At 43.2% G+C, this 23,545-nt stretch carries 28 protein-coding genes; 17 read left to right on the top strand and 11 right to left on the bottom strand.

What is annotated here, in order from left to right; translation table 11 throughout:
• Positions 1 to 52: 52 nt before the first annotated feature.
• Genes arsB through B3V56_RS04910 form a run of 3 tightly spaced genes read right to left on the bottom strand, consistent with a single transcriptional unit; the run spans position 53 to position 1,882 of the window.
• Positions 53 to 1,096: an ACR3 family arsenite efflux transporter gene (gene arsB, locus B3V56_RS04920; RefSeq protein ID WP_289283562.1), complete on the bottom strand. Its 1,044-nt coding sequence runs from the start codon at positions 1,094 to 1,096 to the stop codon at positions 53 to 55.
• Entirely contained in the window at positions 1,093 to 1,503 is a 411-nt protein-coding gene (locus tag B3V56_RS04915; protein WP_289283561.1) for an arsenate reductase ArsC, read from the bottom strand. The genes arsB and B3V56_RS04915 overlap by 4 nt, the downstream gene beginning before the upstream one ends.
• Before the next feature lies 1 nt (position 1,504).
• Positions 1,505 to 1,882: an ArsR/SmtB family transcription factor gene (locus tag B3V56_RS04910; RefSeq protein ID WP_289283560.1), complete on the bottom strand. Its 378-nt coding sequence runs from the start codon at positions 1,880 to 1,882 to the stop codon at positions 1,505 to 1,507.
• A 116-nt stretch (positions 1,883 to 1,998) separates the two neighbouring features.
• Here B3V56_RS04910 and B3V56_RS04905 point away from each other — a divergent pair, with 116 nt between their 5' ends.
• Positions 1,999 to 2,661 carry an SDR family oxidoreductase gene (locus B3V56_RS04905; protein ID WP_289283559.1) on the top strand — a complete coding sequence of 221 codons (663 nt, stop codon included), beginning with the start codon at positions 1,999 to 2,001 and terminating at the stop codon, positions 2,659 to 2,661.
• A gap of 2 nt (positions 2,662 to 2,663) precedes the next feature.
• On the opposite strand, the gene B3V56_RS04900 is transcribed toward B3V56_RS04905, so the two are convergent.
• The 4 genes from B3V56_RS04900 to B3V56_RS04885 form a co-directional block, all read right to left on the bottom strand.
• On the bottom strand, positions 2,664 to 3,719 hold the full coding sequence (locus B3V56_RS04900; protein WP_289283558.1) for an acyltransferase family protein: 1,056 nt from the start codon (positions 3,717 to 3,719) through the stop codon (positions 2,664 to 2,666).
• Between the two features lie 132 nt (positions 3,720 to 3,851).
• Entirely contained in the window at positions 3,852 to 6,668 is a 2,817-nt protein-coding gene (locus B3V56_RS04895; RefSeq protein ID WP_289283557.1) for an EAL domain-containing protein, read from the bottom strand.
• An 8-nt stretch (positions 6,669 to 6,676) separates the two neighbouring features.
• Complete coding sequence (locus B3V56_RS04890; protein ID WP_289283556.1) at positions 6,677 to 7,198, bottom strand: type IV pilin protein; 522 nt, start codon at positions 7,196 to 7,198, stop codon at positions 6,677 to 6,679.
• 145 nt (positions 7,199 to 7,343) lie between these two features.
• A complete protein-coding gene (locus tag B3V56_RS04885; protein ID WP_289283555.1) occupies positions 7,344 to 8,090 on the bottom strand; it encodes a ferredoxin--NADP reductase in 747 nt (248 codons plus the stop codon).
• Between the two features lie 120 nt (positions 8,091 to 8,210).
• Here B3V56_RS04885 and B3V56_RS04880 point away from each other — a divergent pair, with 120 nt between their 5' ends.
• The 3 genes from B3V56_RS04880 to B3V56_RS04870 are packed head-to-tail and all read left to right on the top strand — an operon-like array spanning position 8,211 to position 9,448.
• Positions 8,211 to 8,669, top strand: a complete 459-nt coding sequence (locus B3V56_RS04880) for a GNAT family N-acetyltransferase (RefSeq protein WP_286305342.1) — start codon at positions 8,211 to 8,213, stop codon at positions 8,667 to 8,669.
• Between the two features lie 11 nt (positions 8,670 to 8,680).
• Entirely contained in the window at positions 8,681 to 9,085 is a 405-nt protein-coding gene (locus B3V56_RS04875; RefSeq protein ID WP_289283554.1) for a hypothetical protein, read from the top strand.
• A gap of 3 nt (positions 9,086 to 9,088) precedes the next feature.
• A complete protein-coding gene (locus B3V56_RS04870; protein WP_289283553.1) occupies positions 9,089 to 9,448 on the top strand; it encodes a lysozyme inhibitor LprI family protein in 360 nt (119 codons plus the stop codon).
• On the opposite strand, the gene ribF is transcribed toward B3V56_RS04870, so the two are convergent.
• Positions 9,436 to 10,377 (bottom strand): bifunctional riboflavin kinase/FAD synthetase, encoded by a 942-nt coding sequence (gene ribF, locus B3V56_RS04865; protein ID WP_289283552.1) that lies wholly within the window; start codon positions 10,375 to 10,377, stop codon positions 9,436 to 9,438. The genes B3V56_RS04870 and ribF overlap by 13 nt on opposite strands.
• A gap of 127 nt (positions 10,378 to 10,504) precedes the next feature.
• Between ribF and B3V56_RS04860 the strand changes: the two genes are divergently transcribed.
• The 5 genes from B3V56_RS04860 to folE2 are packed head-to-tail and all read left to right on the top strand — an operon-like array spanning position 10,505 to position 14,720.
• A complete protein-coding gene (locus tag B3V56_RS04860; RefSeq protein ID WP_286305346.1) occupies positions 10,505 to 10,750 on the top strand; it encodes an exodeoxyribonuclease VII small subunit in 246 nt (81 codons plus the stop codon).
• 26 nt (positions 10,751 to 10,776) lie between these two features.
• Positions 10,777 to 11,643: a (2E,6E)-farnesyl diphosphate synthase gene (ispA, locus tag B3V56_RS04855; protein WP_289283573.1), complete on the top strand. Its 867-nt coding sequence runs from the start codon at positions 10,777 to 10,779 to the stop codon at positions 11,641 to 11,643.
• 12 nt (positions 11,644 to 11,655) lie between these two features.
• The gene (gene dxs, locus B3V56_RS04850; protein WP_289283551.1) at positions 11,656 to 13,479 is read left to right on the top strand and encodes a 1-deoxy-D-xylulose-5-phosphate synthase; all 1,824 of its coding nucleotides are present in this window, start codon (positions 11,656 to 11,658) and stop codon (positions 13,477 to 13,479) included.
• 44 nt (positions 13,480 to 13,523) lie between these two features.
• Positions 13,524 to 13,907 (top strand): 6-carboxytetrahydropterin synthase QueD, encoded by a 384-nt coding sequence (gene queD / locus B3V56_RS04845; protein WP_286305348.1) that lies wholly within the window; start codon positions 13,524 to 13,526, stop codon positions 13,905 to 13,907.
• A complete protein-coding gene (folE2, locus tag B3V56_RS04840; RefSeq protein ID WP_286305349.1) occupies positions 13,908 to 14,720 on the top strand; it encodes a GTP cyclohydrolase FolE2 in 813 nt (270 codons plus the stop codon).
• A gap of 54 nt (positions 14,721 to 14,774) precedes the next feature.
• On the opposite strand, the gene B3V56_RS04835 is transcribed toward folE2, so the two are convergent.
• Positions 14,775 to 15,419 (bottom strand): retropepsin-like aspartic protease family protein, encoded by a 645-nt coding sequence (locus tag B3V56_RS04835; protein ID WP_289283549.1) that lies wholly within the window; start codon positions 15,417 to 15,419, stop codon positions 14,775 to 14,777.
• Positions 15,420 to 15,457: 38 nt separating this feature from the next.
• Between B3V56_RS04835 and mobA the strand changes: the two genes are divergently transcribed.
• The 3 genes from mobA to ttcA are packed head-to-tail and all read left to right on the top strand — an operon-like array spanning position 15,458 to position 18,710.
• Positions 15,458 to 16,573, top strand: a complete 1,116-nt coding sequence (mobA, locus tag B3V56_RS04830; protein WP_289283548.1) for a molybdenum cofactor guanylyltransferase MobA — start codon at positions 15,458 to 15,460, stop codon at positions 16,571 to 16,573.
• Between the two features lie 2 nt (positions 16,574 to 16,575).
• A complete protein-coding gene (locus tag B3V56_RS04825) occupies positions 16,576 to 17,835 on the top strand; it encodes a bifunctional molybdopterin-guanine dinucleotide biosynthesis adaptor protein MobB/molybdopterin molybdotransferase MoeA (RefSeq protein ID WP_289284016.1) in 1,260 nt (419 codons plus the stop codon).
• The gene (ttcA, locus tag B3V56_RS04820; RefSeq protein ID WP_286305353.1) at positions 17,832 to 18,710 is read left to right on the top strand and encodes a tRNA 2-thiocytidine(32) synthetase TtcA; all 879 of its coding nucleotides are present in this window, start codon (positions 17,832 to 17,834) and stop codon (positions 18,708 to 18,710) included. Before B3V56_RS04825 ends, ttcA begins: the two co-directional genes overlap by 4 nt.
• Before the next feature lie 262 nt (positions 18,711 to 18,972).
• On the opposite strand, the gene B3V56_RS04815 is transcribed toward ttcA, so the two are convergent.
• Both B3V56_RS04815 and B3V56_RS04810 read right to left on the bottom strand, forming a co-directional pair.
• A complete protein-coding gene (locus B3V56_RS04815) occupies positions 18,973 to 19,356 on the bottom strand; it encodes a VOC family protein (protein ID WP_289136552.1) in 384 nt (127 codons plus the stop codon).
• 76 nt (positions 19,357 to 19,432) lie between these two features.
• Positions 19,433 to 20,314: a DMT family transporter gene (locus tag B3V56_RS04810; protein ID WP_289283545.1), complete on the bottom strand. Its 882-nt coding sequence runs from the start codon at positions 20,312 to 20,314 to the stop codon at positions 19,433 to 19,435.
• Positions 20,315 to 20,387: 73 nt separating this feature from the next.
• On the opposite strand from B3V56_RS04810, the gene dapC reads away from it, so the two are divergent.
• The 5 genes from dapC to dapE all read left to right on the top strand — a co-directional run.
• Positions 20,388 to 21,581 (top strand): succinyldiaminopimelate transaminase, encoded by a 1,194-nt coding sequence (gene dapC / locus B3V56_RS04805; protein WP_289284015.1) that lies wholly within the window; start codon positions 20,388 to 20,390, stop codon positions 21,579 to 21,581.
• Positions 21,582 to 21,604: 23 nt separating this feature from the next.
• On the top strand, positions 21,605 to 22,426 hold the full coding sequence (dapD, locus tag B3V56_RS04800) for a 2,3,4,5-tetrahydropyridine-2,6-dicarboxylate N-succinyltransferase (protein ID WP_289283542.1): 822 nt from the start codon (positions 21,605 to 21,607) through the stop codon (positions 22,424 to 22,426).
• An 87-nt stretch (positions 22,427 to 22,513) separates the two neighbouring features.
• A complete protein-coding gene (locus tag B3V56_RS04795; protein ID WP_289283572.1) occupies positions 22,514 to 22,852 on the top strand; it encodes an ArsC family reductase in 339 nt (112 codons plus the stop codon).
• Complete coding sequence (locus B3V56_RS04790) at positions 22,830 to 22,982, top strand: hypothetical protein (RefSeq protein ID WP_289284014.1); 153 nt, start codon at positions 22,830 to 22,832, stop codon at positions 22,980 to 22,982. The genes B3V56_RS04795 and B3V56_RS04790 overlap by 23 nt, the downstream gene beginning before the upstream one ends.
• Before the next feature lie 21 nt (positions 22,983 to 23,003).
• A partial coding sequence (gene dapE / locus B3V56_RS04785) for a succinyl-diaminopimelate desuccinylase (RefSeq protein WP_289284013.1) occupies positions 23,004 to 23,545 on the top strand: 542 nt, incomplete at its 3' end.

Genomic DNA, 23,545 nt, shown 5'->3' with positions numbered 1-23,545 from the left:
TTTTAGATGATACATTTCATACCAACCAATCTCGTAAAGAGTGATACTCATTTCAATCTCTGAAAGCTTGTTTTGTTTTCAATGCCAGAGCGACCAGAGATAGCATTACCGGTACTTCGACCAACACGCCAACAACTGTCGCCAAGACTGCACCAGAATGCAGGCCGAATAAGCTAATCGCCACGGCCACCGCCAGCTCGAAGAAATTGGACGTGCCTATCAAAGCCGCTGGTGCGGCCACATTAAACGGCACTTTCCATAAATAAGCCCAGCCATATGCAATAGCAAAAATACCGTAGCTTTGAATCAGCAACGGAATAGCAATCAAAGCAATAACTAAGGGTTTGTCCAGAATAGTTTCAGCCTGAAAACCAAATAGTAAAACCACCATCGCCAATAAACCCATGATTGAATAAGGTTTTATGGTTTGTGTGAAACGCGCTATTTCATGATGTTCCTGACTACTATCAAGAAGTTTACGCGTGAGATAACCTGCGATTAATGGTATGACCACATACAAGACCACGGATAAAAATAAAGTTTGCCACGGCACAATAATATCGGTCATATCCAATAAAAATGCGGCAATGGGTGCAAAGGCAAAGACCATAATCAAATCATTGATGGAGACTTGTACTAAGGTGTAATTCGCATCCCCTTTGACCAGTTGGCTCCAGACAAACACCATTGCGGTACATGGGGCTACACCCAACAAAATCATCCCAGCGATGTATTCTTTTGCTGATTGCGGATCAACCCAACCTGCAAATAAAATCTCAAAAAATAAAATACCGAGTCCGGCCATGGTGAAGGGTTTAATGAGCCAATTCACCACCAGCGTCAGACATAATCCTTTTGGTTTTTTGCCAACATCTTTAATCGACGCAAAATCGACATTGACCATCATTGGATAAATCATTAACCAGATAAACACAGCCACGGCTAGGTTTACATTGGCATATTGCCATGCAGCTACTGTTTGAAAGACGCCTGGAAATAACGACCCAAGGCCCACACCTGCCACAATACAAAGGCCCACCCAAACGGACAGGTAGCGTTCAAAAAAGCCTATCGCTGAAGTCGACTCCTGCTTCATACTAATTCCTTCTCGATACGTGTTTTTAATAATTGAAAAGCCTCATCAAAAGCCGCGTCTAGCGCCGCGGAAGTGCCTTGTACTTTTGCCGGATCTGGCGTGCTCCAATGTAGTTTCCGGTACTCACCATAAAAAATTGGACATATTTCATCAGCGGCCTGATCACAAACGGTGATAACGTAATCAAAAGACTGACCAGCAAACTCATCCAAGGATTTACTGACAGGACTTCCCGGGTCAATGCCATGTTTTCTTAGTGTCTCAATCGATTTGGGGTGAACATACCCTGCGGGCTGACTGCCCGCACTCATAGCATGATATTCCTCACCTTTGAGATGGTTAATCAATGCTTCCGCCATGATGGACCGACATGAGTTTGCTGTGCATAAAACCAATATCCTTTTCATTTCAACTCTCTGTTTTATCGGATTGAGGTTTACAACAATCAACCAGTTCCACAACGGCACAGTCAATATTGTCAGCCTGATGTAATCGGGCCATATCACTTCTGCAACAATCTTGAACCATAAAGGCGATCAACTCTCTCATCTGTTCAAAATTAGCGAGGTAAATGATCGAACGGCCTTGTTTACGTGACGAAACTAATTTAGCTTGGCTCAGGTGAGTCAGATGGAATGATAAGGTGTTGTGTGGAATACCCAGTGCATTACTGATAGCACCGGCAGCCATTCCCTGCGGACCAGCTTCAACAAGTAATCTGAAAGCTTGGAGGCGTGTTTCCTGTGACAGGGCATCAAAAGCGCTAAGTGCATTTTCTATTTTCATATGTCGATAGTATTCGACATATATTTTTTACGTCAACACTTATGGACATATTAGTAAAACAGGTGGCCATGTTAGAGTGATAGTTATATTGACGTTAAGACTTCAGGAGGAAAGCGATGAGTAAAACATTAGTTATTGGTGCGAATGGCCAAATTGGAAAACAACTGGTCAAATTACTCTGCGCTGAGAATAGTCCCGTTAAAGCCATGATTCGACATTCACAGCAAGCCCCCTTTTTTCAAGACTTGGGTGCTGAAACAATGATTACTGATCTGGAAGCACCGCTACCTGATGATGCCTTTGCTGACTGCGATAAAGTCGTTTTTACAGCGGGCTCAGGAGGAAAAACTGGAGCAGATAAGACCATCTTGATTGATCTATGGGGCGCCGTAAAAGCTATCGACATGGCAAAGAAACATAATATAAAACAATTTGTTATGGTAAGCGCCAGAGATGCCGGTAATCCTGAAGCAGGCACCGAAGCGATAAAACACTACAATATCTGCAAACACTTTGCTGATGAGTATTTATTAGCCAGTGGTGTCCCCTACACCATCTTGCGACCAGGCAAACTGATAGATGATAAAGCGACTGGCCATATTTCCACACAACGAACAGGTCAGGCTGATAAAGACGTGATTACTCGAGCTGACGTGGCCGCCTGTATTCAGTTTTGCCTGAAGCATACTGAATCCATCAACCAGATTGATGAACTCTATAATGGTGATGAAACGATCCAGGATGCCTTTATCAATAGTGTGTCAGGGCGACTAGGATAATCTCACCAACCCGTTAAAAAGCGACTGTATGTACCGATACATCGCTTAATAACATAAGCTAATGTCAGGCTAATCAATATTGTGAGCGGAAAGGTAATAATAAATTGAACCAATCCGCTCATCTGTTCCAGATAGGGTAACCACTGATACCCGACTAAGGCAATCAATACCCAGGGATGAATAAAATAAATGGCAAAACTAGCATCAGCTAATAACCTTAATAAAGGTATTTGAGGGTAATGTTCGCTCAGTTTTTCTAGCAAAGATAAAAAGAAAAAACATAAAACTATCTTCTGCAAAATCAGGATATCTAAGCCATCAAAGGTAAATGGATGTAATTTATGCAGATTGCCAAAGCTTGGATAAATCAGCGCTTGTAGAATTGCCAGAAATACCACTGTAACCCCGAGCAAAAACGCTTTGTTATGTAGATATCGCTGCACAAGCTCACGATGCATCGACACGAAAATGCCCAATAAATACATCGGTAAAAAATACATAACGGCATGCCACGGAGACAAATTACCTGCTGGACGATGGACAATCATTGCCAATATTAAAGCGATAATGAATATTACCAAACGCGTTTTTAGACTCTGGCGAATGTAACTGATAAACAAAGGCGACATCAAAAATATCAGCATAATAAAAGGAATATACCAATAAGCAAACGAGGTTCTGCCTGTCCAAAGGTACAAACTAATCATGCCTATATAATCTTGCCAGTCAGTTAGAGACGACACGCCTAACTGTTTTGCATCCGGTAGAGAAATACCAGAACTTAAATAATAAATGAGTGCTAGGGAGGATAAGAACAGATAAGGCGACAAGACATTTTTAACTTTCTTCAGCATAAACTGGCTGTAGTGAAACTGCCTGTAAAAAATATGATGAAAGAAAAAACCAGAGATAAAGACAAACAGTGGTGAGCCGCCCTGAATTAAATTCGCTATGACTCTTTCATCAAAACTGGTGATGGATTTGTAGCTAATAGAATGTCCGGCAACGATGCATAATATGGCAATGGCTCTGAAGTAATCAAAGGCAATCAACCTCATCTAATCAGTTACCAACAACATCAGTAAGAACATCAGCTTATCATTCTTCTAAAGATAGAAGATGAGAACAATACACCAAATCACCATGAGCAATATGATTTATTGATATCCCGTATAGAAACCTGCTGTCATCTATTTTTTGGCCTCTAACTTTGCCATAAAATCAACTTTGGGTATGGGTTTACTTAACAGATAGCCTTGATAAAAATCGCATCCATTTTCAGCCAGAAAATTAAATTGCTCTGGTGTTTCCACACCTTCGGCAACAACTGACATGGACAGACCTTTTGCCAAGGCCATTACTGCTTTTACGATTGCCTGACTGCTTTCACCCAACTCAATATTTCTGACAAATTGTTGATCAATTTTTAGCGTATTAAGTGGTAGTTCCTGAAGGTATGATAAAGATGAAAATCCGGTGCCAAAATCGTCCATCGCTAAACTCATTCCTGATTCTCGTAATGCAGTCATTCGCTGAATACAGATATCTTTGTTGGTTAAAGCGACGCTTTCGGTAAGTTCTAACTCAATATAATTAGGGTTTGTCTGAGTTTTATCCAATATCCCAAGCAGATGGGAAATAAGATCATCTCTATTAAATTCTACTGCCGATAAATTGACCGCAATGGGAACAATAGTCAGATTTTTATCACTCAATTCATTAATAAGATCGCAACACTGCTCAAACACCCAGCGACCAATATCTATAATTAATAATGACTGCTCAGCAATGGGAATAAACTTGGCTGGGGATACCATGCCAAGTTCAGGATGCATCCACCTAATTAATGCTTCAGCACCAACTATTTCCTGTTCGCTATCGAATTTCGGCTGAAAATAAACGACTAATTCATTATTATCTAATGCCTGACGCAAATCATTTTCCAGCTTGAGATTTTCAACGGCTGTTGATGTCATTGCCGACTGATAAAAGTGGAAATTTGCTCGACCAGCTGATTTCGCGTGATACATAGCCGCATCAGCGTGTTCTAAAATAGCGTCAGGGTTATTACCATCATCTGGAAAAATGGCAATACCAATACTTGCCGAGATGTGCAATGTTTGTCCATTGATGTGGTATGGCTCAGCTAATGTCTTTAGGATTTTTTCAGCAATATGACTGGAAATAGAGGCTGAAGCTTGTTTGTCATCAAACTCGGTCAGCAGAATAACAAACTCATCGCCACTCACTCTAACCGCCAGGTCAGCCTCTCTGCAATTGTTTTCAAGGCGCTTGGCAACATCTACGAGTAAATTATCACCGGCAGCATGTCCCATCGAATCATTGATACTCTTAAAACGGTCAAGATCAATAAATAGCACACAAAAATTAGTTTCATCTCGCTTGGCTCTGGCCACAGCCTGTTTCAAATATTCATTTAAAACACGACGGTTTGCTAACCCTGTCAACCCATCGTAATGAGCTTGATTATAGAGCTTCTCTTCCCAGGCGGCATTAGATAAAGCTACAGCAATTCGATCGCCGAAGTTTCTCGCCGTATTTTTCACCTCATGAGTGATAGCTGACAGTTGATGATAGGCAAAACCAACGATAGCCGTTAGTTGTTCGTTAACAATCACTGGCACCACGAGATAATAAAAGTGCTGCTCTTGCATTATTTTCCTAATGTAGGAATAAGCGGGCAATTCACTACTCGCAAGAATAAAAATACGGTTTTGTTCAGAAATCAAATGTTGATAGTCCTCATGACTAAGGACACTGGGCTTATCTACAATTTGAGTCGGCTGTAGACCAACGCGGAAATAAAGCTTTTCAATCGCCAATGAGTTGGGTTTAATACTTGCGATGGCCATCATATCGACACCAAGTGTTTCAGGTAACCGAGTCATAGCCGTTTCTACCACTTCATTCGCATCTCGAACAGATAAAATCTGTCGGTCTATCTCCCCCATTGTCGACTGAATATCAAATTGAGTTTGAATATGTCGAGTCATGTTGTTGAAGGAGTTAGCAAGAGACTGAAACTCATCTTCACTGTCGACTTTTACCTGATAAGAAAAGTCACCTTTGACTAGCTTCTCGGTGGCTTCCTGAAGAGCTGAAAGAGGTGTTAAATATCGAGAGATTAATTTCGTTACGGAAAGCAACACTACCAAGACAGCCAGCATAATCACAGGTGGATAAAATGATTTGAAATGCACATTCGCTGACAGCGCAATATCTTCGAGTTGTATTTGAACAATGATGGCATTCGGTGCTTCAAACATATTACGCAGTGGAGTATGCCAAAAACCGGCCAATACACTGCCGTTAACATTATCCTCCCACTTAAATGTACCACTGCTTTTGGACAACACCTCCTGCTCCAATTCTTCTGGTAAGACATTGTGCTCAGCAGTGCTAAACCATAACTGACCATTCTCACCATAGACTAGCAGCTCATTTGCACCCAGCACTTCCTGTTCCCAGATAGAATCCCCCTTGAGGCGGGCCATAAGCAAATGGTCTTGCAGCCCTAGCTGAGGAATGGCAATCCACAATGCAATGGACTCATCCTCATCAACGGCTTTGATAACCGTCCTTCCTAAACTAATCACACGCTGCTCATCAGTGCTGAGTGTGGGAAGTAATATCTGTTCACCTACAATGTATTGATTGCCAGTTGGTTTTGATACAACAATGTGACTAAAGAGCATGCCAATTCGCTCTTTGAGAATGGCGGAATCATGTGCCAGCGTTAATTTTGGAATTCTGTTTTCGAGTAATTTAAGGGCGCTTTCAGCGACCACGAAACGGTCAATCAAACGCAAACCATAATCTTTACTGCTTTTGCGTAGCCCAGAAAACGCTTGTTCTTCCAGTTCACCATTAACTTGATAAAACGAGACGATCCCTAAAATGCTCACAGGAATAATCGTGGCTAAAATAAAGGCTAAATAGAGGCGTTTGGCTACCGTATTTTTGCTAAAAAGAGAACGTGTCAGCATGACTTAGCTTAAAAGTCTTCTGCTACGCCGATAAACAAACCGTCTCTCGCAATAATGATGTCATCGAGACTGTCTTTATTGGATATTTGTTTTTTAGTCACCCCGTCTTTCCCTTTGCTATAGAAATCGTATTGGGTGTTAATAGGGTTAAGTTTTTTATCTTTTCTCACTTGGCCTTTAATCCCTGGACCCGCATTGGCAATGTTGAGATATACATATGGATTTCCCCACGGATCATTACCATTGTTAGGTAAGTTACCTAGCTCTGTGATGTCGGCTGGAAAACGATTTGTTTCTGCATAAAATCGTTCGATATAAAAGCGTACTTCGGTTAAGTCAGCAATGGCTAACTGTCTATCCGCTTCTTCTTTATATTGTTGGTAACTGGGAACAGCAATCATAGCGAGCACGCCCAAAATAGCGACTACGATCATGAGTTCAATTAGAGTCAAACCCTGATCAAAATGTAGCTTATGTACTTTCGTGTTGGGAAATACTGAAAGAGTTGAATAAATATTTTTGGTCGTCAAGACTCATTTACCTTCTTGAAATACTCACTTCATCATGAGTAGCAATGACTTTGTTTGACTAATTTTATCTTGTATACAAGATATCGGCTAAACCAAATATTTCTCAATAGTGAGTTTGCTCACAAATTCAGCTGTAAATTATCTATTACCAATATTTCTCAATACTGATTTGACCTGGATCACGTCGCGAATGTTTTTTCAAACCATGTGTATTGATTAATACATCCATTGTTTCCAAGACCATATCCGGATTACCACACAACATCACCTGACTATCTTCTGCATTGATCTTTAGGCCTGTGCGTTTTTCAAAGCGACCATCTTCAACAGCTTGAGGAATACGACCTGATAATACATCCGGTGCGGCCTCACGGCTGACAAAAGGCACATACATAAACTGCTCGCTGTGTGCTGCTTTTATCGCGTCAATCGTCGCCTGATATGTCAGCTCATTTTGATATCTGACGGCATGAACCAATACCACCTTTTCAAATTGCTGCCAGACTTCAGCTGAGTTCAGAATAGAAAGAAACGGACCCACCCCAGTCCCCGTTGACAATAAATAGAGATGCTTTCCTTCGGGTAACTGATCCAAGGTCATTAAGCCCGCGGCTTTGGGTGCCACAAAAATTTCATCGCCGGGCTTCAGTTTAGAGAGTCGGGTAGAGAGTAAGCCATCCAGTACCTCAATAAAATAAAAGTCGAGCGGTCTCGTATCAGGACTATTCACCAAAGAAAAAGGTCGGCTGACAAGTTCACCGTCAATCTCCAACGCTAAACGGGTAAATTGACCAGCTTTAAACATAGGATAATCGACATCCAGTCTTAACGAGTGCAATCGATCAGTCCATTGCTTATTTTCAACTACAGTTGCCGTTAACCAGTCAGCCATGGTGGTGTCTCCCTTTTTGTCGAAATGATATAACGTTCTGATTAAGGGTCATGCTACTATCAATCGACCTTGAATACGACGAACATAACCAACATAAACTGAGCCTAAGGTTAACGCTAAATGACCAACCACATCATTGCAGAAGCGACATTAACTGATCTGAATGCCATCACACATTTGTTAACCGTTCTGTTCACACAGGAGGCCGACTTTGAGCCACAGCCAGAGAAACAAATGCACGCGGTCAGTGATATTCTCAGGCATCCAGACAAAGGCCATTTTTTACTTATCAAACATCAGTCAAAAGTGGTTGGCGTTGTCAGTTTGTTATATCTGACCTCAACCGCCATGGGCGGTAAAGTCGCTTTATTGGAAGATATGGTCATTGATGAACAACATCGGGGTAAAGGCTTTGGCTCAGCTTTGTTGAATGCGGCTGTGAATTTTGCCAGACAACAAGGTTGCCTGCGGATGACGCTATTAACCGATGCTGATAACGCCATTGCACAAAAAATGTATCAGGATGAAGGCTTTACTCATTCAGCCATGATTCCGATGCGCTTAATCTTAGACACATAAATAAAAACGTCATGGATGCGATTAATCCCAAATTATTATGGGAAATTTTTAAACATATACAACGCTGGCTAGCAAATCTCAATCGTGCTGGTGAGGCACGTCAGCAACAATCCAGAAAAGCGCTGAGAAATGTGATTATTGCAGCTCGCGAAACCAGCGTTTATGTCAGACAAATACAAGATACGCAACAAACTGACCATGCGACCGAGCGGCATCTAGCCAAATACTGGACGCAACTTGGCTTTGATTTAGAGGATCTGGGGCTCAACAAACTCGCCAAACGTTGCCATATCACCGGCAAGCATTGGGCTGACCCCAAATTTTACAGCGGTGATTTTCTGCAAAAAGCCGATATCAGTCTGGAGCGAATGGAAACATTGGCAAAACAGATTTTACTGGATATTGATAGACTCTAAACCATGAAATATATTTTATTTAGCCTGCTTTTTATTGTCTCACCGCTGACTCAGGCACAGGCGCTATGCCCAATGACGAGTGCCGAGGCGCAGCAAAGTTGTTTAGATGAAAAATTACAATCAGCGATTGATCATATGGTGAGTGACTTAACCCTCATTAAACGACGCCATGCTGATAATGAGGCATTGCTTAAATCACTGGAATTATCTCAACAAACCTGGGACGCCTATCGCAAGACTCAATGTCTGAATGTGTATCAGACCTGGCAAAAGCATCAGGAGCAAACAGCCATGACGGCCAGTTGTGCTATTGAATTGACCAGACAACGCCATCAGTTTCTACAGAATTATTACCTGAAATAAACCTGTGAAAAATATTGGCGTGCCTGCTCTGCATCCAGATGAATCTGAGCAATGAGTTGCTCCAGGCCATCAAAACGCTGTTCATCTCGAATCTTGTGTAAGAAAAATACCTGGACATGCTCTCCATATATTTCTCTTTTAAAATCAAACAAATGTACTTCAAGTAAGGCTTTATTACCACCGATGGTGGGTCGAATACCAATATTCGCCACGCCATTGACCGGCTCTTCATCAATACCAAATAACTGCACAGCAAAGACACCTGTCAGTGGAATTTTATGGCGATGTAAATGGATATTCGCCGTGGGAAAGCCCATCTTACGGCCGCGCTTATCACCATGGGCGACACGACCACTCATTCTGTATGGGCGTCCTAATAATTTTTCAGCCAATACTAAATCACCGCTGCTCAGAGCATTTCTTATGCGCGTACTACTCACCCGATTTTGATCAATGGCAAAGGTATGCATATTCACAACCTGGAAGCCATATTTTTTGCCAGCTTCCTGTAGCAACGCAAAATCGCCTTTTCGCTCACAGCCAAAGCGGAAGTCATCACCCACCACCAAATATTTAACATTCAATCCTTTCACTAATAATGTCTGGATAAATGCTTCTGCTGACATTTGCGCCAGACGTTTATTAAACCGTAAGACACATAACTGCTGAATGGAATAACAACGCAATGCTTCCACTTTTTCACGAAACCGTGTCAGTCTGGCTGGGGCTTTTTCTGGTACAAAATATTCAAAAGGCTGCGGCTCAAAAGTTATCACTACGGCAGGTAATTTCAGCGTATCGCCTTTCATGGCTAATTGAGTTAATACCGCCTGATGGCCTAAGTGAACACCATCAAAATTACCAATGGTAGCGACACACCCTTGTGGTGAAGCAGGTAAATTATGAAAACCGCGAATGATTTTCGGCATAAGACGTTCTCTACCAAAAAAATAATCAAACACAACAGAGTAACGGCAAATAAAAAAACAATCCAGCAGGCAAGCCTACGCCTATTACCTTATAATAGGCGCAAAATTATTTCGGTCAGAGGCAAGAATGGCAGCGAAACAAAAAAAGCTGGATTATGAAGCTGCAGTTAAAGAGCTGGAAGCATTAGTTGAACGCTTAGAAGATGGCGATATTAGTCTGGAAGAATCCCTTAAACTTTATGAACGTGGTGTATTACTGACGCGTGATTGTCAGGAGTCACTGCAAGCAGCAGAACAAAAAGTACAAATGCTTTTACAACAATCTGGCCAAAGCAATATGGTAGATTTCGACCCGGAAACTGGTGACGCGTGAACGTCAAGTTTCCTCTCGAAGACTGGATGTTAAAACACCAGTCCCAAATTGAATTTGTATTAGAAAAACGTCTTCAGCAAGGTCTAAAGCCGGGATCAGCGCGTTTATTCGAAGCTATGCGTTACGCCACATTAGGTGGAGGTAAACGTTTACGTGCACTACTTGTTTACGCCACAGGACAAGCTATGGGAGCTAAGCAACCAGCCATGGATGTCGCTGCTGCGGCAGTTGAAATGATCCATGCATATTCGCTGGTACATGATGATATGCCCATGATGGATGACGATGATTTACGAAGAGGTCGTCCAACCTGTCACAAAGCTTATGATGAAGCCACGGCGCTTTTAGTCGGTGATGCCTTACAAACTCAAGCGTTCGAAACCTTGTGTGATGAGACGCTGACGGATAAACAACAAAGTCGTATGATAAAAACACTCAGTCATGCTTCGGGGGCAGCAGGCATGGCAGGAGGCCAAGCTATTGACTTGGAATCCGTTGGCATAAAACTGGATATCGACGCACTCCAAGCCATGCATAAGTTAAAAACCGGCGCATTAATCCGGGCAAGTGTCTTAATGGGCGCCTTATCAGCAGAACAATACGATGAAACCATACTTGAACACCTTGATCGCTATGCAGACTGCATAGGACTGGCTTTTCAGGTACAGGACGATGTGTTGGATGTGATCACAGACACAGAAACGCTCGGAAAAGCGCAAGGTGCCGATATTGCATTGAATAAACCCACATATCCTGCTTTACTAGGCCTCGAAAAAGCACAACAAAAAGCGGTTGCGTTGATAGAAAAAGCACTCACTCACCTTGATGCGTGCCCATTTAACTCAGAAGTGCTGGCCGAATTGGCCCAGTTTGTTGTGAAACGCTCACATTAAGAAATCGACAGAATGGATACAATACTCGCTCATATCAATAACCCGGATGCTCTGCGTCAGCTGGATAAAAAACAGTTGCCCCAGCTGGCCGAAGAGTTGAGAACACTGATTATCGATAGTGTGCAGCAAACAGGCGGGCATATTTCCTCTAATCTGGGCGTTATCGAACTCACTATTGCCCTACATTATGTCTTTGACACACCAACCGATCGACTGGTCTGGGATGTAGGTCACCAGAGTTATGTACACAAAATATTGACTGGCCGTCGTGATCAAATGAGCACCATGCGTCAGCCTGGCGGGTTATCTGGTTTTCCAAAACGTAGCGAAAGTAACTACGATACATTTGGTGTCGGTCATTCGAGCACCTCAATCAGTGCAGCGTTAGGTATGGCACTGGCAGCACAAGCCAATAACGATCCTCGTCACGCCGTCGCGATTATTGGTGACGGCGCACTTACCGCAGGGCAAGCTTTTGAAGCTTTAGCACACGCTGGTGATTTAAGTGCCAATCTCTTAGTTATTCTTAACGACAATGAAATGTCGATATCAAGAAATGTCGGCGGCATGGCGAATTATCTCGCTAAATTACTTTCTGGTAGCTTCTATGCATCCGCTCGCGAAGGTAGTAAGCGTGTACTTGAAAAGATTCCACCAGCATGGGAAATCGCCAAACGCGCAGAAGAACATGTCAAAGGTATGATGGTTCCCGGCACCTTGTTTGAAGAAATGGGCTTCAACTATATCGGTCCTATTGATGGTCATGACATTGATACCTTGATAGCGACCATGACCAATTTGAAAAAGCGTAAAGGGCCGCAGTTTCTTCATATCGTCACCAAAAAAGGCAAAGGTTATGAGCCTGCCGAATTACATCCATGTAAATACCATGGAGTGAGTCCGGCCAATAGTAAATCTTCCGGCCCCTCCTACACCCAAGTTTTCGGCCGTTGGTTATGCGATATGGCTCGTCTGGATCCGGATTTATTCGGTATTACACCAGCCATGTGCGAAGGCTCGGGGTTGAATCGCTTTGCCGAAGATTTTCCTGAGCGTTACTTTGATGTCGGTATTGCTGAACAACATTCAGTCACCCTCGCCGCTGGTTTAGCTTGTGAAGGCAAAAAACCCGTTGTTGCGATTTATTCAACCTTTCTACAACGAGCTTATGATCAACTGATTCATGACGTAGCTATCCAGAATCTGAATGTATTATTTGCCATTGACCGTGCCGGTTTGGTTGGCGCTGATGGTCCGACCCATGCAGGCAGTTTCGACTTAAGTTTTTTACGTTGTATTCCGAACATGGTCATCATGGCACCTGCTGATGAAAATGAGTGTCGACAAATGTTAACCACTGGTTTTCGTTATAACGGGCCAGCAGCAGTACGTTACCCCCGTGGTAGTGGTAACGGCACCCCGATTGAGCCGGCGCTGACCTCACTGGAAATGGGTAAAGCCCAATTAAAACGCCACGGTGAAAAAGTAGCCATTCTTGCCTTTGGCAGTATGGTCACTGCCGCAGAACAAGCCGCAGAACAGGTCAACGCCACTGTGGTGAATATGCGATTTGTTAAACCCCTTGATACAGACATGATCAAGCAAATCGCTGACTCACACGACCTTCTTATCACCATTGAAGAAAATGCGGTCATGGGTGGTGCTGGCAGCGCAGTAAATGAATATTTAAGAGAAATAAATCATGCTGTCGTTATAAAACTGATGGGATTACCTGATACATTCATCGAGCATGGCGTTCATAGCAGCATGTTAAGTCAGTGCGGTCTGGATGCTGACGGTATTTTGCATACCATTAATCAGCACTTTACGGCATAATACGCTGTCTTCGTGAACGATTCCTGAGTATAATAGTCAACATTATGAGCGCAACGTACACCCTGAAAATTTTGGCCGATTTTGCCTCGGCACATACCCTGAGAGATTATCCAGGTGATTGCAGTCGCATGCATGGCCACAACTGGAAGCTGGAAGTCGAAGTCACTGCCACTGATCTGAATGATCATGGCATGGGCATGGATTTCAAAACGATCAAAACAGCGACTCGTGAGTTGGCAAAAACGTTGGACCACCGATATCTGAATGACATCCCACCATTTGATACCATCAATCCAACGGCTGAAAATATTGCCAGATTTTTTTACCAAAAGCTCAGTGATACCTTAAATAATGATATCGCTAAAGTTTCCGGTGTTACTTTGTGGGAAACAGATCGCGCTTGCGTTAAATACAGCGAGGATAATTGAATGAGCACAACCCCAGCCAGCACTGAGATAAAAGACGAAATCGAAGACGTCCAGAATATCGCCGATCAACGTAAAATTGCCATTGATAAAGTCGGTATCAAAGACATTAAACACCCCGTTAAAGTCAGTGATCGTACGACCGGTGAGCAACATACCATTGCTAACTTTAATATGTATGTGAATTTGCCACATCAATTCAAAGGCACACATATGTCACGCTTTGTGGAGATTTTGAATCAACACGAACGTGAAATTACGGTTAAGTCATTCCGCGAAATGCTTGGTCAAATGACCGAGCGCCTTGATGCTGAATCTGGCTACATTGAAATGAACTTCCCTTATTTTGTAAACAAGGAAGCGCCCATTTCAAAAGTCAAAAGCTTGATGGATTATGACGTCACGTTTATTGGTGAAATCACCGGTGCAACAACCATGATGACGGTTAAGGTTGTCGTTCCTGTCACTAGTCTATGTCCTTGCTCCAAGAATATCTCTGATTACGGCGCACATAATCAACGCTCACATGTGACTTTGACTGTCCGTGTGGAGAGCTTTGTCTGGATCGAAGATCTAATCGATCTTGTTGAGAAAGAAGCGTCTTGTGAAATCTTTGGTTTATTAAAGCGTCCTGATGAAAAATACGTCACTGAACGCGCTTATGATAATCCAAAATTCGTTGAAGATATGGTGCGTGATATCGCAGCGAGATTGAATCAAGATTCTCGTATTACGGCTTACACAGTCGAGTCAGAAAACTTTGAATCGATTCATAACCATTCTGCTTATGCATTAATAAGCAAAGGGTTTGATTAATCATTATTGATTGGTTCATCTAAAAAAAGCCTGGTTAACCAGGCTTTTTTTTGCTTAATATTTTTGTCTTAGATCAAGACGTTCACCATTGTGCTGAATGTCCAGCTGTCCCAGAAAGGACATACCGAGTAAGGTCACTGAAGGTTCTTCACCATCTAAGACGACGGCATCAACATTATGCAGTTTTATCTGCTCAAGTTGCACGTAGTCTAGTTTGACCTTATAGCCCACACTCTTGCCTGAAGCCGTCCTTATCCCCACCTGCTGCCCTCGAAGATAATCAATGCCAAGGCGAGCTGCAGTAGCTGAGTTCATGGCGATAGTACTGGCCCCTGTATCGACCAAAAAGCTTGTCGTATAACCGTTTATATTGCCGGTTGCGGTATACATGCCATTGCTTGGCCATAATGTCACTGCTGTTTTTTTCTCAGCTTCAATGTAGTTACTACTGATACGATCCCCTAAAGGGAAAGTTTGTTTTTTTCCATTGATTTCAAAAGTGGCGTTATTACTATTGGCAGCAAGCAATTTCAGGCCTTCAGGGCTTGTATCACCGACACTCAATAAATGTTGATTACCATCCACTTCGACCACGGCTTTGTCTTTAAATAAACCAACCACCATAATGTCGATATTAACGGCCTCTGCTCGAGCGCTAATTAACAGTATAATAAGCGACACTAATATAACTTTAGCCATGACTTTTCTTTTTAATCAGGTTGTTCACTAATCGCATCATGAGCATTTTCTCCCCTATTACAGTCTCTGGCGTACTGCTGGCTGGCGGCCAATCCCGCCGAATGGGTGGTCAAGACAAAGGCTTGCTTCACTACCAGGGCAGAGCGATGGTAAGCCATGTCATTGATGCTATATTACCGCAAGTTGATGATTTATATATCAGTGCGAATCGACATATTGAAAAGTATCAAACTTTTTCGTATCCGGTTATCACGGATAATCTCGCCAATTTCCAGGGGCCACTGTCCGGCATACTATCAGTAATGCAGCAGGTAAAATCAGCGTACTTACTCACCGTACCTTGTGACAATCCGCTTATCAGTGCTCAACTCAGGCAACGTTTAATGGAAGCCTTGTTAGCGACTGGAAGTGATATTGCCGTTGCCCATGATGGTACACAATTACAACCGGTATTTGCGTTAATTCCACTTCGGCTTAAACAGTCTTTGTCTGAGTTTTTAGCTTCAGGTCAGCGTAAAACCCGCGATTGGCTATATCAGCATAAGGTGGCTGAAGTCGATTTTTCTGATCAGGCAGACTTTTTTATCAATATCAATTCACCTGATGAATTAACTCTAAAGTCAAAAATACGCTCAACCAAACCACTTCTGGGCTTTGCGGCGTTCAGCGGAACAGGTAAAACGACTTTACTCACTAAGCTGATACCCGCGCTCAAAGACAGAAATATCCGTGTTGCGGTGATAAAACACGCTCACCATAATTTCGATATCGATAAGCCGGGAAAAGACAGCTATCAAATCCGTGAAGCCGGCGCTGAAGAAATGATTATTGCTTCAGATAAAATGATGGCACTGATGAAAAAAAATCATGACGATCTCATCGAGCCCGAATTACAACCATTAATTCAGCGTCTGGATACACGCACCATCGACCTCATTCTTGTTGAAGGCTTTAAACACGAACGTTTCCCTAAAATAGAATTAAACCGCACAGAACTAGGCGCACCAACATTATATAAGGATGACCCGCATATCATCGCCGTTGCGTCCGACAATGCCATCGCAAATGACGATATGCCTTTCATGCTGGATATCAACCATATACCTGCTATGGTCGACTTTATTGAACAGTTTATTTTTTCATGGAAAAGCTAAATATGGCCGAATTTACCCCACAGCCAAGTTGCGCTGATGATGTTGATCACAATAACTTGACGGTTGAACAGGCTCGCCAGCGTATCCACGACTTATTGTCCCCCATTTCAAGCTGGCAAAAAGTCTCCTTGAGACAGGCACTAGGGCAGGTTTTACACCAAAGCGTAGTATCACCCAGACAGGTACCCCCTTATAACAACTCAGCCATGGATGGTTATGCGTTGCAAAGTGCAGACATCAAAAATGCCCCTTTCTCACTCAACAACGTTGGTGTGGCATTTGCGGGTAAACCCTATCAAGGTCATGTTGAAGCAGGTCAATGTATTCGTATTATGACCGGCGCAAAAATTCCGGATGGTTGTGACACAGTGGTGATGCAGGAGCAAGTTGAATCAGACAATCAAACCATCACCATCCATACAGACGTGAAAGCTGGACAAAATGTCAGACTAGCAGGAGAAGATATCGACTGTGGTGACACGGTTCTACCTGCTGGCCGCCGATTAACACCTGCTGACTTAGGCCTCTTAGCATCGCTAGGCATAGCCGAGGTTGTCACATATAGACCACTTCGTGTTGCCTTTTTCTCTACTGGTGACGAGTTATGTGGCTTGGGTGAACACCTTGGTGATGGTCAGATCTATGACAGTAACCGCTATACCCTCTATGGCATGCTCAGTGAGCTCAATATTGATGTCATTGATATGGGCGTTATTCCAGATAATAGAGCCGCTTTAAAAATAGCTCTAGAGCAAGCGGCGGCGGACGCAGATGTTATTCTATCTTCTGGTGGTGTATCGGTAGGTGATGCCGATTATGTCAAAGACATGTTGGCTGAATTAGGCCAGGTCAATTTCTGGAAAATTGCTATGCGTCCAGGACGTCCTCTGGCATTTGGGCAAATTGGCGAAGCCATGTTTTTTGGTTTACCTGGTAATCCCGTGTCGGTGATGGTGACCTTTTATCAATTTGTGCAACCTGCCCTAAAACGTCTGGCGGGTGAATCAGACACACTCCCTATAATCATTGAAGTTCCGTGCGATAATGCGATAAAAAAACGCGCAGGGCGCTTTGAATTTCAGCGCGGCATCTTATTTAGAAACAATGAAGGTCAACTCAGAGTCAGCACAACCGGAGCCCAGGGCTCTGGCATTCTTCGCTCGATGAGCATGGCGAATTGTTTTATTTTACTTGAAGAAAACTGCGACGGACTCAGTGCCGGCAGTCTTGTTAACGTTCAACCCTTTGCAGGTCTGGTATGACAGAATCCACAACCGAACACACTCTGGTCAAACAACAGCGCGAGTTTAATAAACTGCGTAAACGCTTACGTCGCAACGTCGGTCAGGCCATCGCCGACTACAATATGATTCAGGACGGCGATAAAGTGATGGTCTGTTTATCTGGTGGTAAAGACAGCTATACCATGCTCGATATTCTGATTAATCTGAGAGATCATGCACCGATTAACTTTGAGCTTATCGCCGTGAACCTTGATCAGAAACAGCCTGGCTTTCCTGAGCACGTATTACCGGAATATTTATCATCGATTGGTGTGCCATTTCATATCATCGAAAAAGATACCTACAGCATCGTCAAAGAAGTCGTGCCTGAAGGTAAAACCACTTGCGGAATCTGCTCACGCCTACGTCGAGGCTCTTTATATGGCTATGCTCGACAAAATGGCATCACCAAAATCGCTCTGGGTCATCACCGTGATGACATTATTGAAACGCTGTTTCTGAATATGTTCTATGGCAGCAAAATAAAAGCCATGCCCCCAAAACTATTAAGTGATGATAAAACCAATATCGTTATTAGACCTTTAGCTTATGCGCAAGAATCAGATATTGCACGATATGCCGAAGCAATGAAGTTTCCCATTATACCGTGTAATTTATGTGGCTCTCAGGAAAATCTGCAACGTCAGGCTATTAAAACAATGTTGCAGGGCTGGGAGAAACAATTTCCCGGTAGGTTAGAAAATATCTTCCGCAGTATTCAGAATATTTCACCCTCACAAATGGGCGATTTAGATTTATTTAACTTTACCGATCTCGAGCAATTTAGACAGGAACCCACTGGGGAAGAAGATCGCTTTCAGGACGATATTCAGCAGCCTGCTTTGGCAAGATAGCCACAGACTTATCACCAGTTATAAGAAGTATTACAAAACCAATACAAGTATCATCGCTAAGTCATTGAATCTGGTTAACTTGAATATAAGTCATTGATTTATATAAACTTAACAAAATGGTCATTTTTTAACCAAAACCGTCAGCCTTGTTGCGTAAGAATGACTTAGCGATTTTCACAGAAGTTAATCACAGAGTTATCCACAGAAAATGTGAGTAACTCTGTAAGTCATTGATTGCTTCTCTAAGTCGTTATTTTTAGTTTTACTTCGGTGTAAAATCTTCTGCAAACTCTAATGCATTTCCATCTGGATCACGGCAGAAAAATGCGGCTCTGCCCGACTTGCTTCGAGAAAATTCATAACCCGCATTTTCCAGACGTTCACCCAAGGCTTCTAAATCATCGACTACTAACGCCAAGTGACGATCACGACCACCATGCGCGGGACGTCCTTCAGTAGAGTCAGGGTTGGGTAATACCATCAGATGAATCATCTGTCCTGTATCGCCGATATCTAACCAAGCACCGTCATAAGCAAACTCAGGCCTGCTGGGGTTAAGAGGCAGCTGTAATACGTCGCAATAAAAGCGTAAAGAAACGTCTAGGTCTTTTACTAGAAAACTGGCATGTGCTATCGATTTGATCATATTTCACCTGGATAAAAAACATTTAAAAGCCATAGCGTTAGTTTAACGTCAGGCGGTATGTGACACCAAATATAACTCAGGCTTTACCTTGCTTAGCCATACCGTAGGCAGCAATAAAAATAAGCGCTCCGCCTAACCACTCTGTTTGGCTCATTTGTTCACTAGTCAACCACCAGGCAGAAATAGCCGCCACCACCAGTTCAGATAACATCAAAATGGCTGAGCGAAAAACCGGCATTCTTGCCAGACCATATAACACGGCTATCGTCATCGCGGTAAAACAAAGACCACCAAAAACCATGACCGCCAGCCATAAATTGAGGCTGATGTCCGGTACACTTGATTGCTGTAGAACTAATACAAGCCCTGCCACCATAACCACGCCCCAGTAAACAATGGTGGTTTTGACTTCCATAGCCACATCAGCAAGTTTGCGACTTAATACGTTATTCACTGAAAACATAAATCCCGCAAACAAAGCTAACCAGTCAGCCATATCGTTTGGCCAGGGCAGACCTATTTCCGGGTGCCATAACATGATCATCGTGCCTGACATCGCCACAATGATCATCAGCATGGAAACTCGCGAAATTTTTTCGCCTAACCACCAACGACTCAACAACACTGACCAGAGTGGAGACAGATAGAAGAGCAACATGACACGCATCACTTCACCGTGAGTCAGTGCCACTAAGAAAGCAATATTTGTAACGCCTGCTGCGGCAGCAAGCGCCCAAAGACTGGGGGGCCAGTAACCTGAAAAATCTTTTTTCTGTTTGAACAACATGGCTGTGGCCACGATGGCGGCAGCAAAATACATGAGTAAAGTAGACCAAACGACAGGAAGGCCTTGTTGTTCGAGTAAGCGCATTGGATACCAAATCAATCCCCACATAGCTGAGGAAAATAAGATACCGAGTACAGCAAGATTAAATTGTTGGTTATTCGTATTTGTCATGGCACACCTTATAACACGAGATTGCTCCAACCCGTTATAATGGTCTGATTTTTTCACTCATTCATTTGGAATTATGAATCCAGAACTGGCAAAACTGCACCCCTATCCTTTCGAAAAGTTGGCTCAACTGAAACAAGGCTGTGTGCCACCTGAAGACAAGGCACATATTGCACTGTCGATAGGTGAACCCAAACACCCAACGCCAGGATTTATTACCGAAGCAGTCATCACCCATCTTCATGGACTGTCATCCTACCCCACCACCGCCGGTACGAATGAGCTGCGTCATGCCATAGCGACTTGGTTGAATGATAGATTCAATCTGGATGGCCATATCAACGCCATGACTCAGGTGCTTCCGGTAAATGGTACGCGTGAGGCTTTATTTGCGTTTGCTCAAGCAGTCATTGATCGCGACAAAGCACCATTAGTTTTAATGCCTAATCCGTTTTATCAAATTTATGAAGGTGCGGCTATTTTGGCAGGTGCAGAACCTTATTATATGAATTGTTCTGCCAGTAACGACTTTATTCCAGATTTTGATGCGATTAGTGCAGATACCTGGCAACGTTGTCAGTTAATCTATATCTGCAGCCCAGGCAATCCAACTGGCGCTGTCATTAATCAAGCGACTCTGACACGTTTAATTGAGTTGGCGCATCAGTATGATTTCGTGATTGCTTCTGATGAATGTTATTCCGAAATCTACCCCGATGAAACGAACCCGCCCGTCGGTTTATTAGAAGCAGCTTATGCGGCTGGTTATACTGATATGAGCCGTTGTGTGGTTTTTCATAGTCTGTCGAAACGTTCGAACGCCCCTGGCTTGAGAAGTGGTTTTGTCGCTGGTGATGCTGATATTCTGAAACAATTTCTACGCTACCGCACGTACCATGGTTGCTCAATGCCACCTGCTACACAGGCGGCCTCCATCACCGCCTGGAATGATGAAGATCATGTTGTTCATAATCGTGAGCTGTATCTGGAAAAATTTAATGCGGTATTAGAAATTTTAGCGCCAGTCATGTCAGTATCTATGCCGCAAGCCGGTTTCTATTTGTGGGCTGAAACGCCCATTGCTGATACGGCATTTGCCAGACAATTATTTGAACAACAAAATGTCACCGTTTTACCAGGCACCTATCTAGGCCGTGACACCACTGCGGGCAATCCTGGTTCGAATTGTATTCGCATGGCGTTGGTTGCCCCGCTGGAAGAATGTATAGAAGCTGCACATCGCATTCGCAGCCTTATTGAAAGTTTATAATTAAATCAATGGAGTAGACACCAATGAGTGATATTCAACAAATTATTGAAGAGGCGTTTGAACGCCGTGCTGAGATTAACCCTGCTAACGCTGATAGCAATGTCAGAAATGCAGTCAATGAAGCATTAACGATGCTGGATAACGGTTCAGCTCGTGTTGCAGAAAAACAAAATGGTGACTGGGTTGTTAACCAATGGCTGAAAAAAGCGGTTTTATTATCATTCCGTTTAAATGACAACAAAATCATGCCTGGTGCAGAAACCAACTATTTCGATAAAGTTGAGCCTAAATTTGCCAACTTTAATGAAGATGACTTTAACAAAGCCGGTGTGCGTGTTGTACCACCAGCAGCGGTTCGTCGCGGATCATACATCGCACCTGGTGTTGTTTTGATGCCTTCTTATGTCAATATTGGTGCTTATGTTGATTCTGGCACCATGGTCGATACTTGGGCGACGGTAGGTAGCTGCGCTCAAATCGGTAAAAACGTTCACCTTTCTGGTGGCGTAGGCATCGGTGGTGTATTAGAACCCTTACAAGCCGGCCCAACCATCATTGAAGATAACTGCTTCATTGGTGCTCGTTCTGAAGTAGTTGAAGGTGTTGTTGTGGAAGAAGGCTCAGTTATCTCAATGGGCGTTTATATTGGTCAAAGCACAAAAATCTTCAATCGCCTGACCGGTGAAATCACTTATGGTCGCATCCCTGCAGGTTCTGTTGTGGTGTCTGGTAACTTACCTTCTAAAGATGGTTCATACAGCCTGTACTGTGCGGTTATCGTTAAACAAGTTGACGAAAAAACACGTGGCAAAGTGGGTATTAATGAATTATTACGTGATATCTAGTATCATTTTATTCAGATAACATTAGGGGTGAGCAAATCGTTATTGCTCACCCCTTTTTATTTTTAGCCTTATATACATGTGACTACAATGATTCTCTACGGTATTAAAAACTGTGATTCGGTCAAAAAAGCACGAAGCTGGCTTGAGGCACACTCTATTGACTATGTGTTTCACGATTTTCGTCAGCAAGGTCTTGAAGAGAGCACCGTCAAAGAATGGCTTCAGTCCGTTGACTGGGAGACTTTGTTGAATAAACGAGGCACAACCTGGCGGAAACTGGATGACCCACGTAAGGACAATCTGGATGAAAAAACCGCGATTGAACTCATGTTGGAAAACCCTACTCTGATTAAGCGCCCCGTTTTGGTCAACGACTCAACGACCATAGTCGGATTTAAAGAAGATGTTTATCAACAGTTGGTTTAACTTACATTTTCTTAGCAGAGTTTTGCCCGCTATCATTCCAGGTATCGGCTGCGGTAATCATCAATATGGCGTTGATGTCATTATGTTAGGTGGTGCCAGTTTGTCATTCACCATCGGTATTCGTTTATAACCTCAAACACAAGAAACGTTCATGTCTGAAACCATACAACTGACCCAAGAATTAATTCGTCGTGACAGTGTCACTCCCGAAGACAAAGGCTGCCAGATCATGATAGCGGATCGGCTGGCACCTTATGGTTTCCATGCTGAACACATGTGTTTCGACGACGTGGATAACCTCTGGCTTCGCCGAGGAAATAAAGGTCCTGTTCTGGCGTTTGCTGGGCATACTGACGTTGTGCCAACAGGCCCTGTCGAGCGCTGGAGTCATCCTCCCTTCGAAGCTAATATCGTCGATGGCATGATGTATGGACGTGGTACGGCTGATATGAAAGGCAGTATTGCTGCCTTTATCACAGCCTGTGAGCGCTTTGTCAAAAAACATCCAGATCATCAGGGCAGTATCGCTTTTCTGATTACCAGCGATGAAGAAGGCCCAGCAGTAAACGGCACGGTGAAAGTGGTTGAAACCTTACAAAGCCGTGGGGAACATATTGACTGGTGTCTGGTAGGTGAGCCTTCAAGTACGGATAAAGTCGGCGATATTGTCAAAAACGGTCGTCGTGGCTCTTT

Origin of the sequence: Methylophaga sp. UBA2513, from assembly GCF_002341285.1 — a bacterium.
Lineage (GTDB): Bacteria > Pseudomonadota > Gammaproteobacteria > Nitrosococcales > Methylophagaceae > Methylophaga > Methylophaga marina.
The sequence above is the reverse complement of the archived record's forward strand: the minus strand, read 5'-3'. Positions and strand labels throughout refer to the sequence as shown.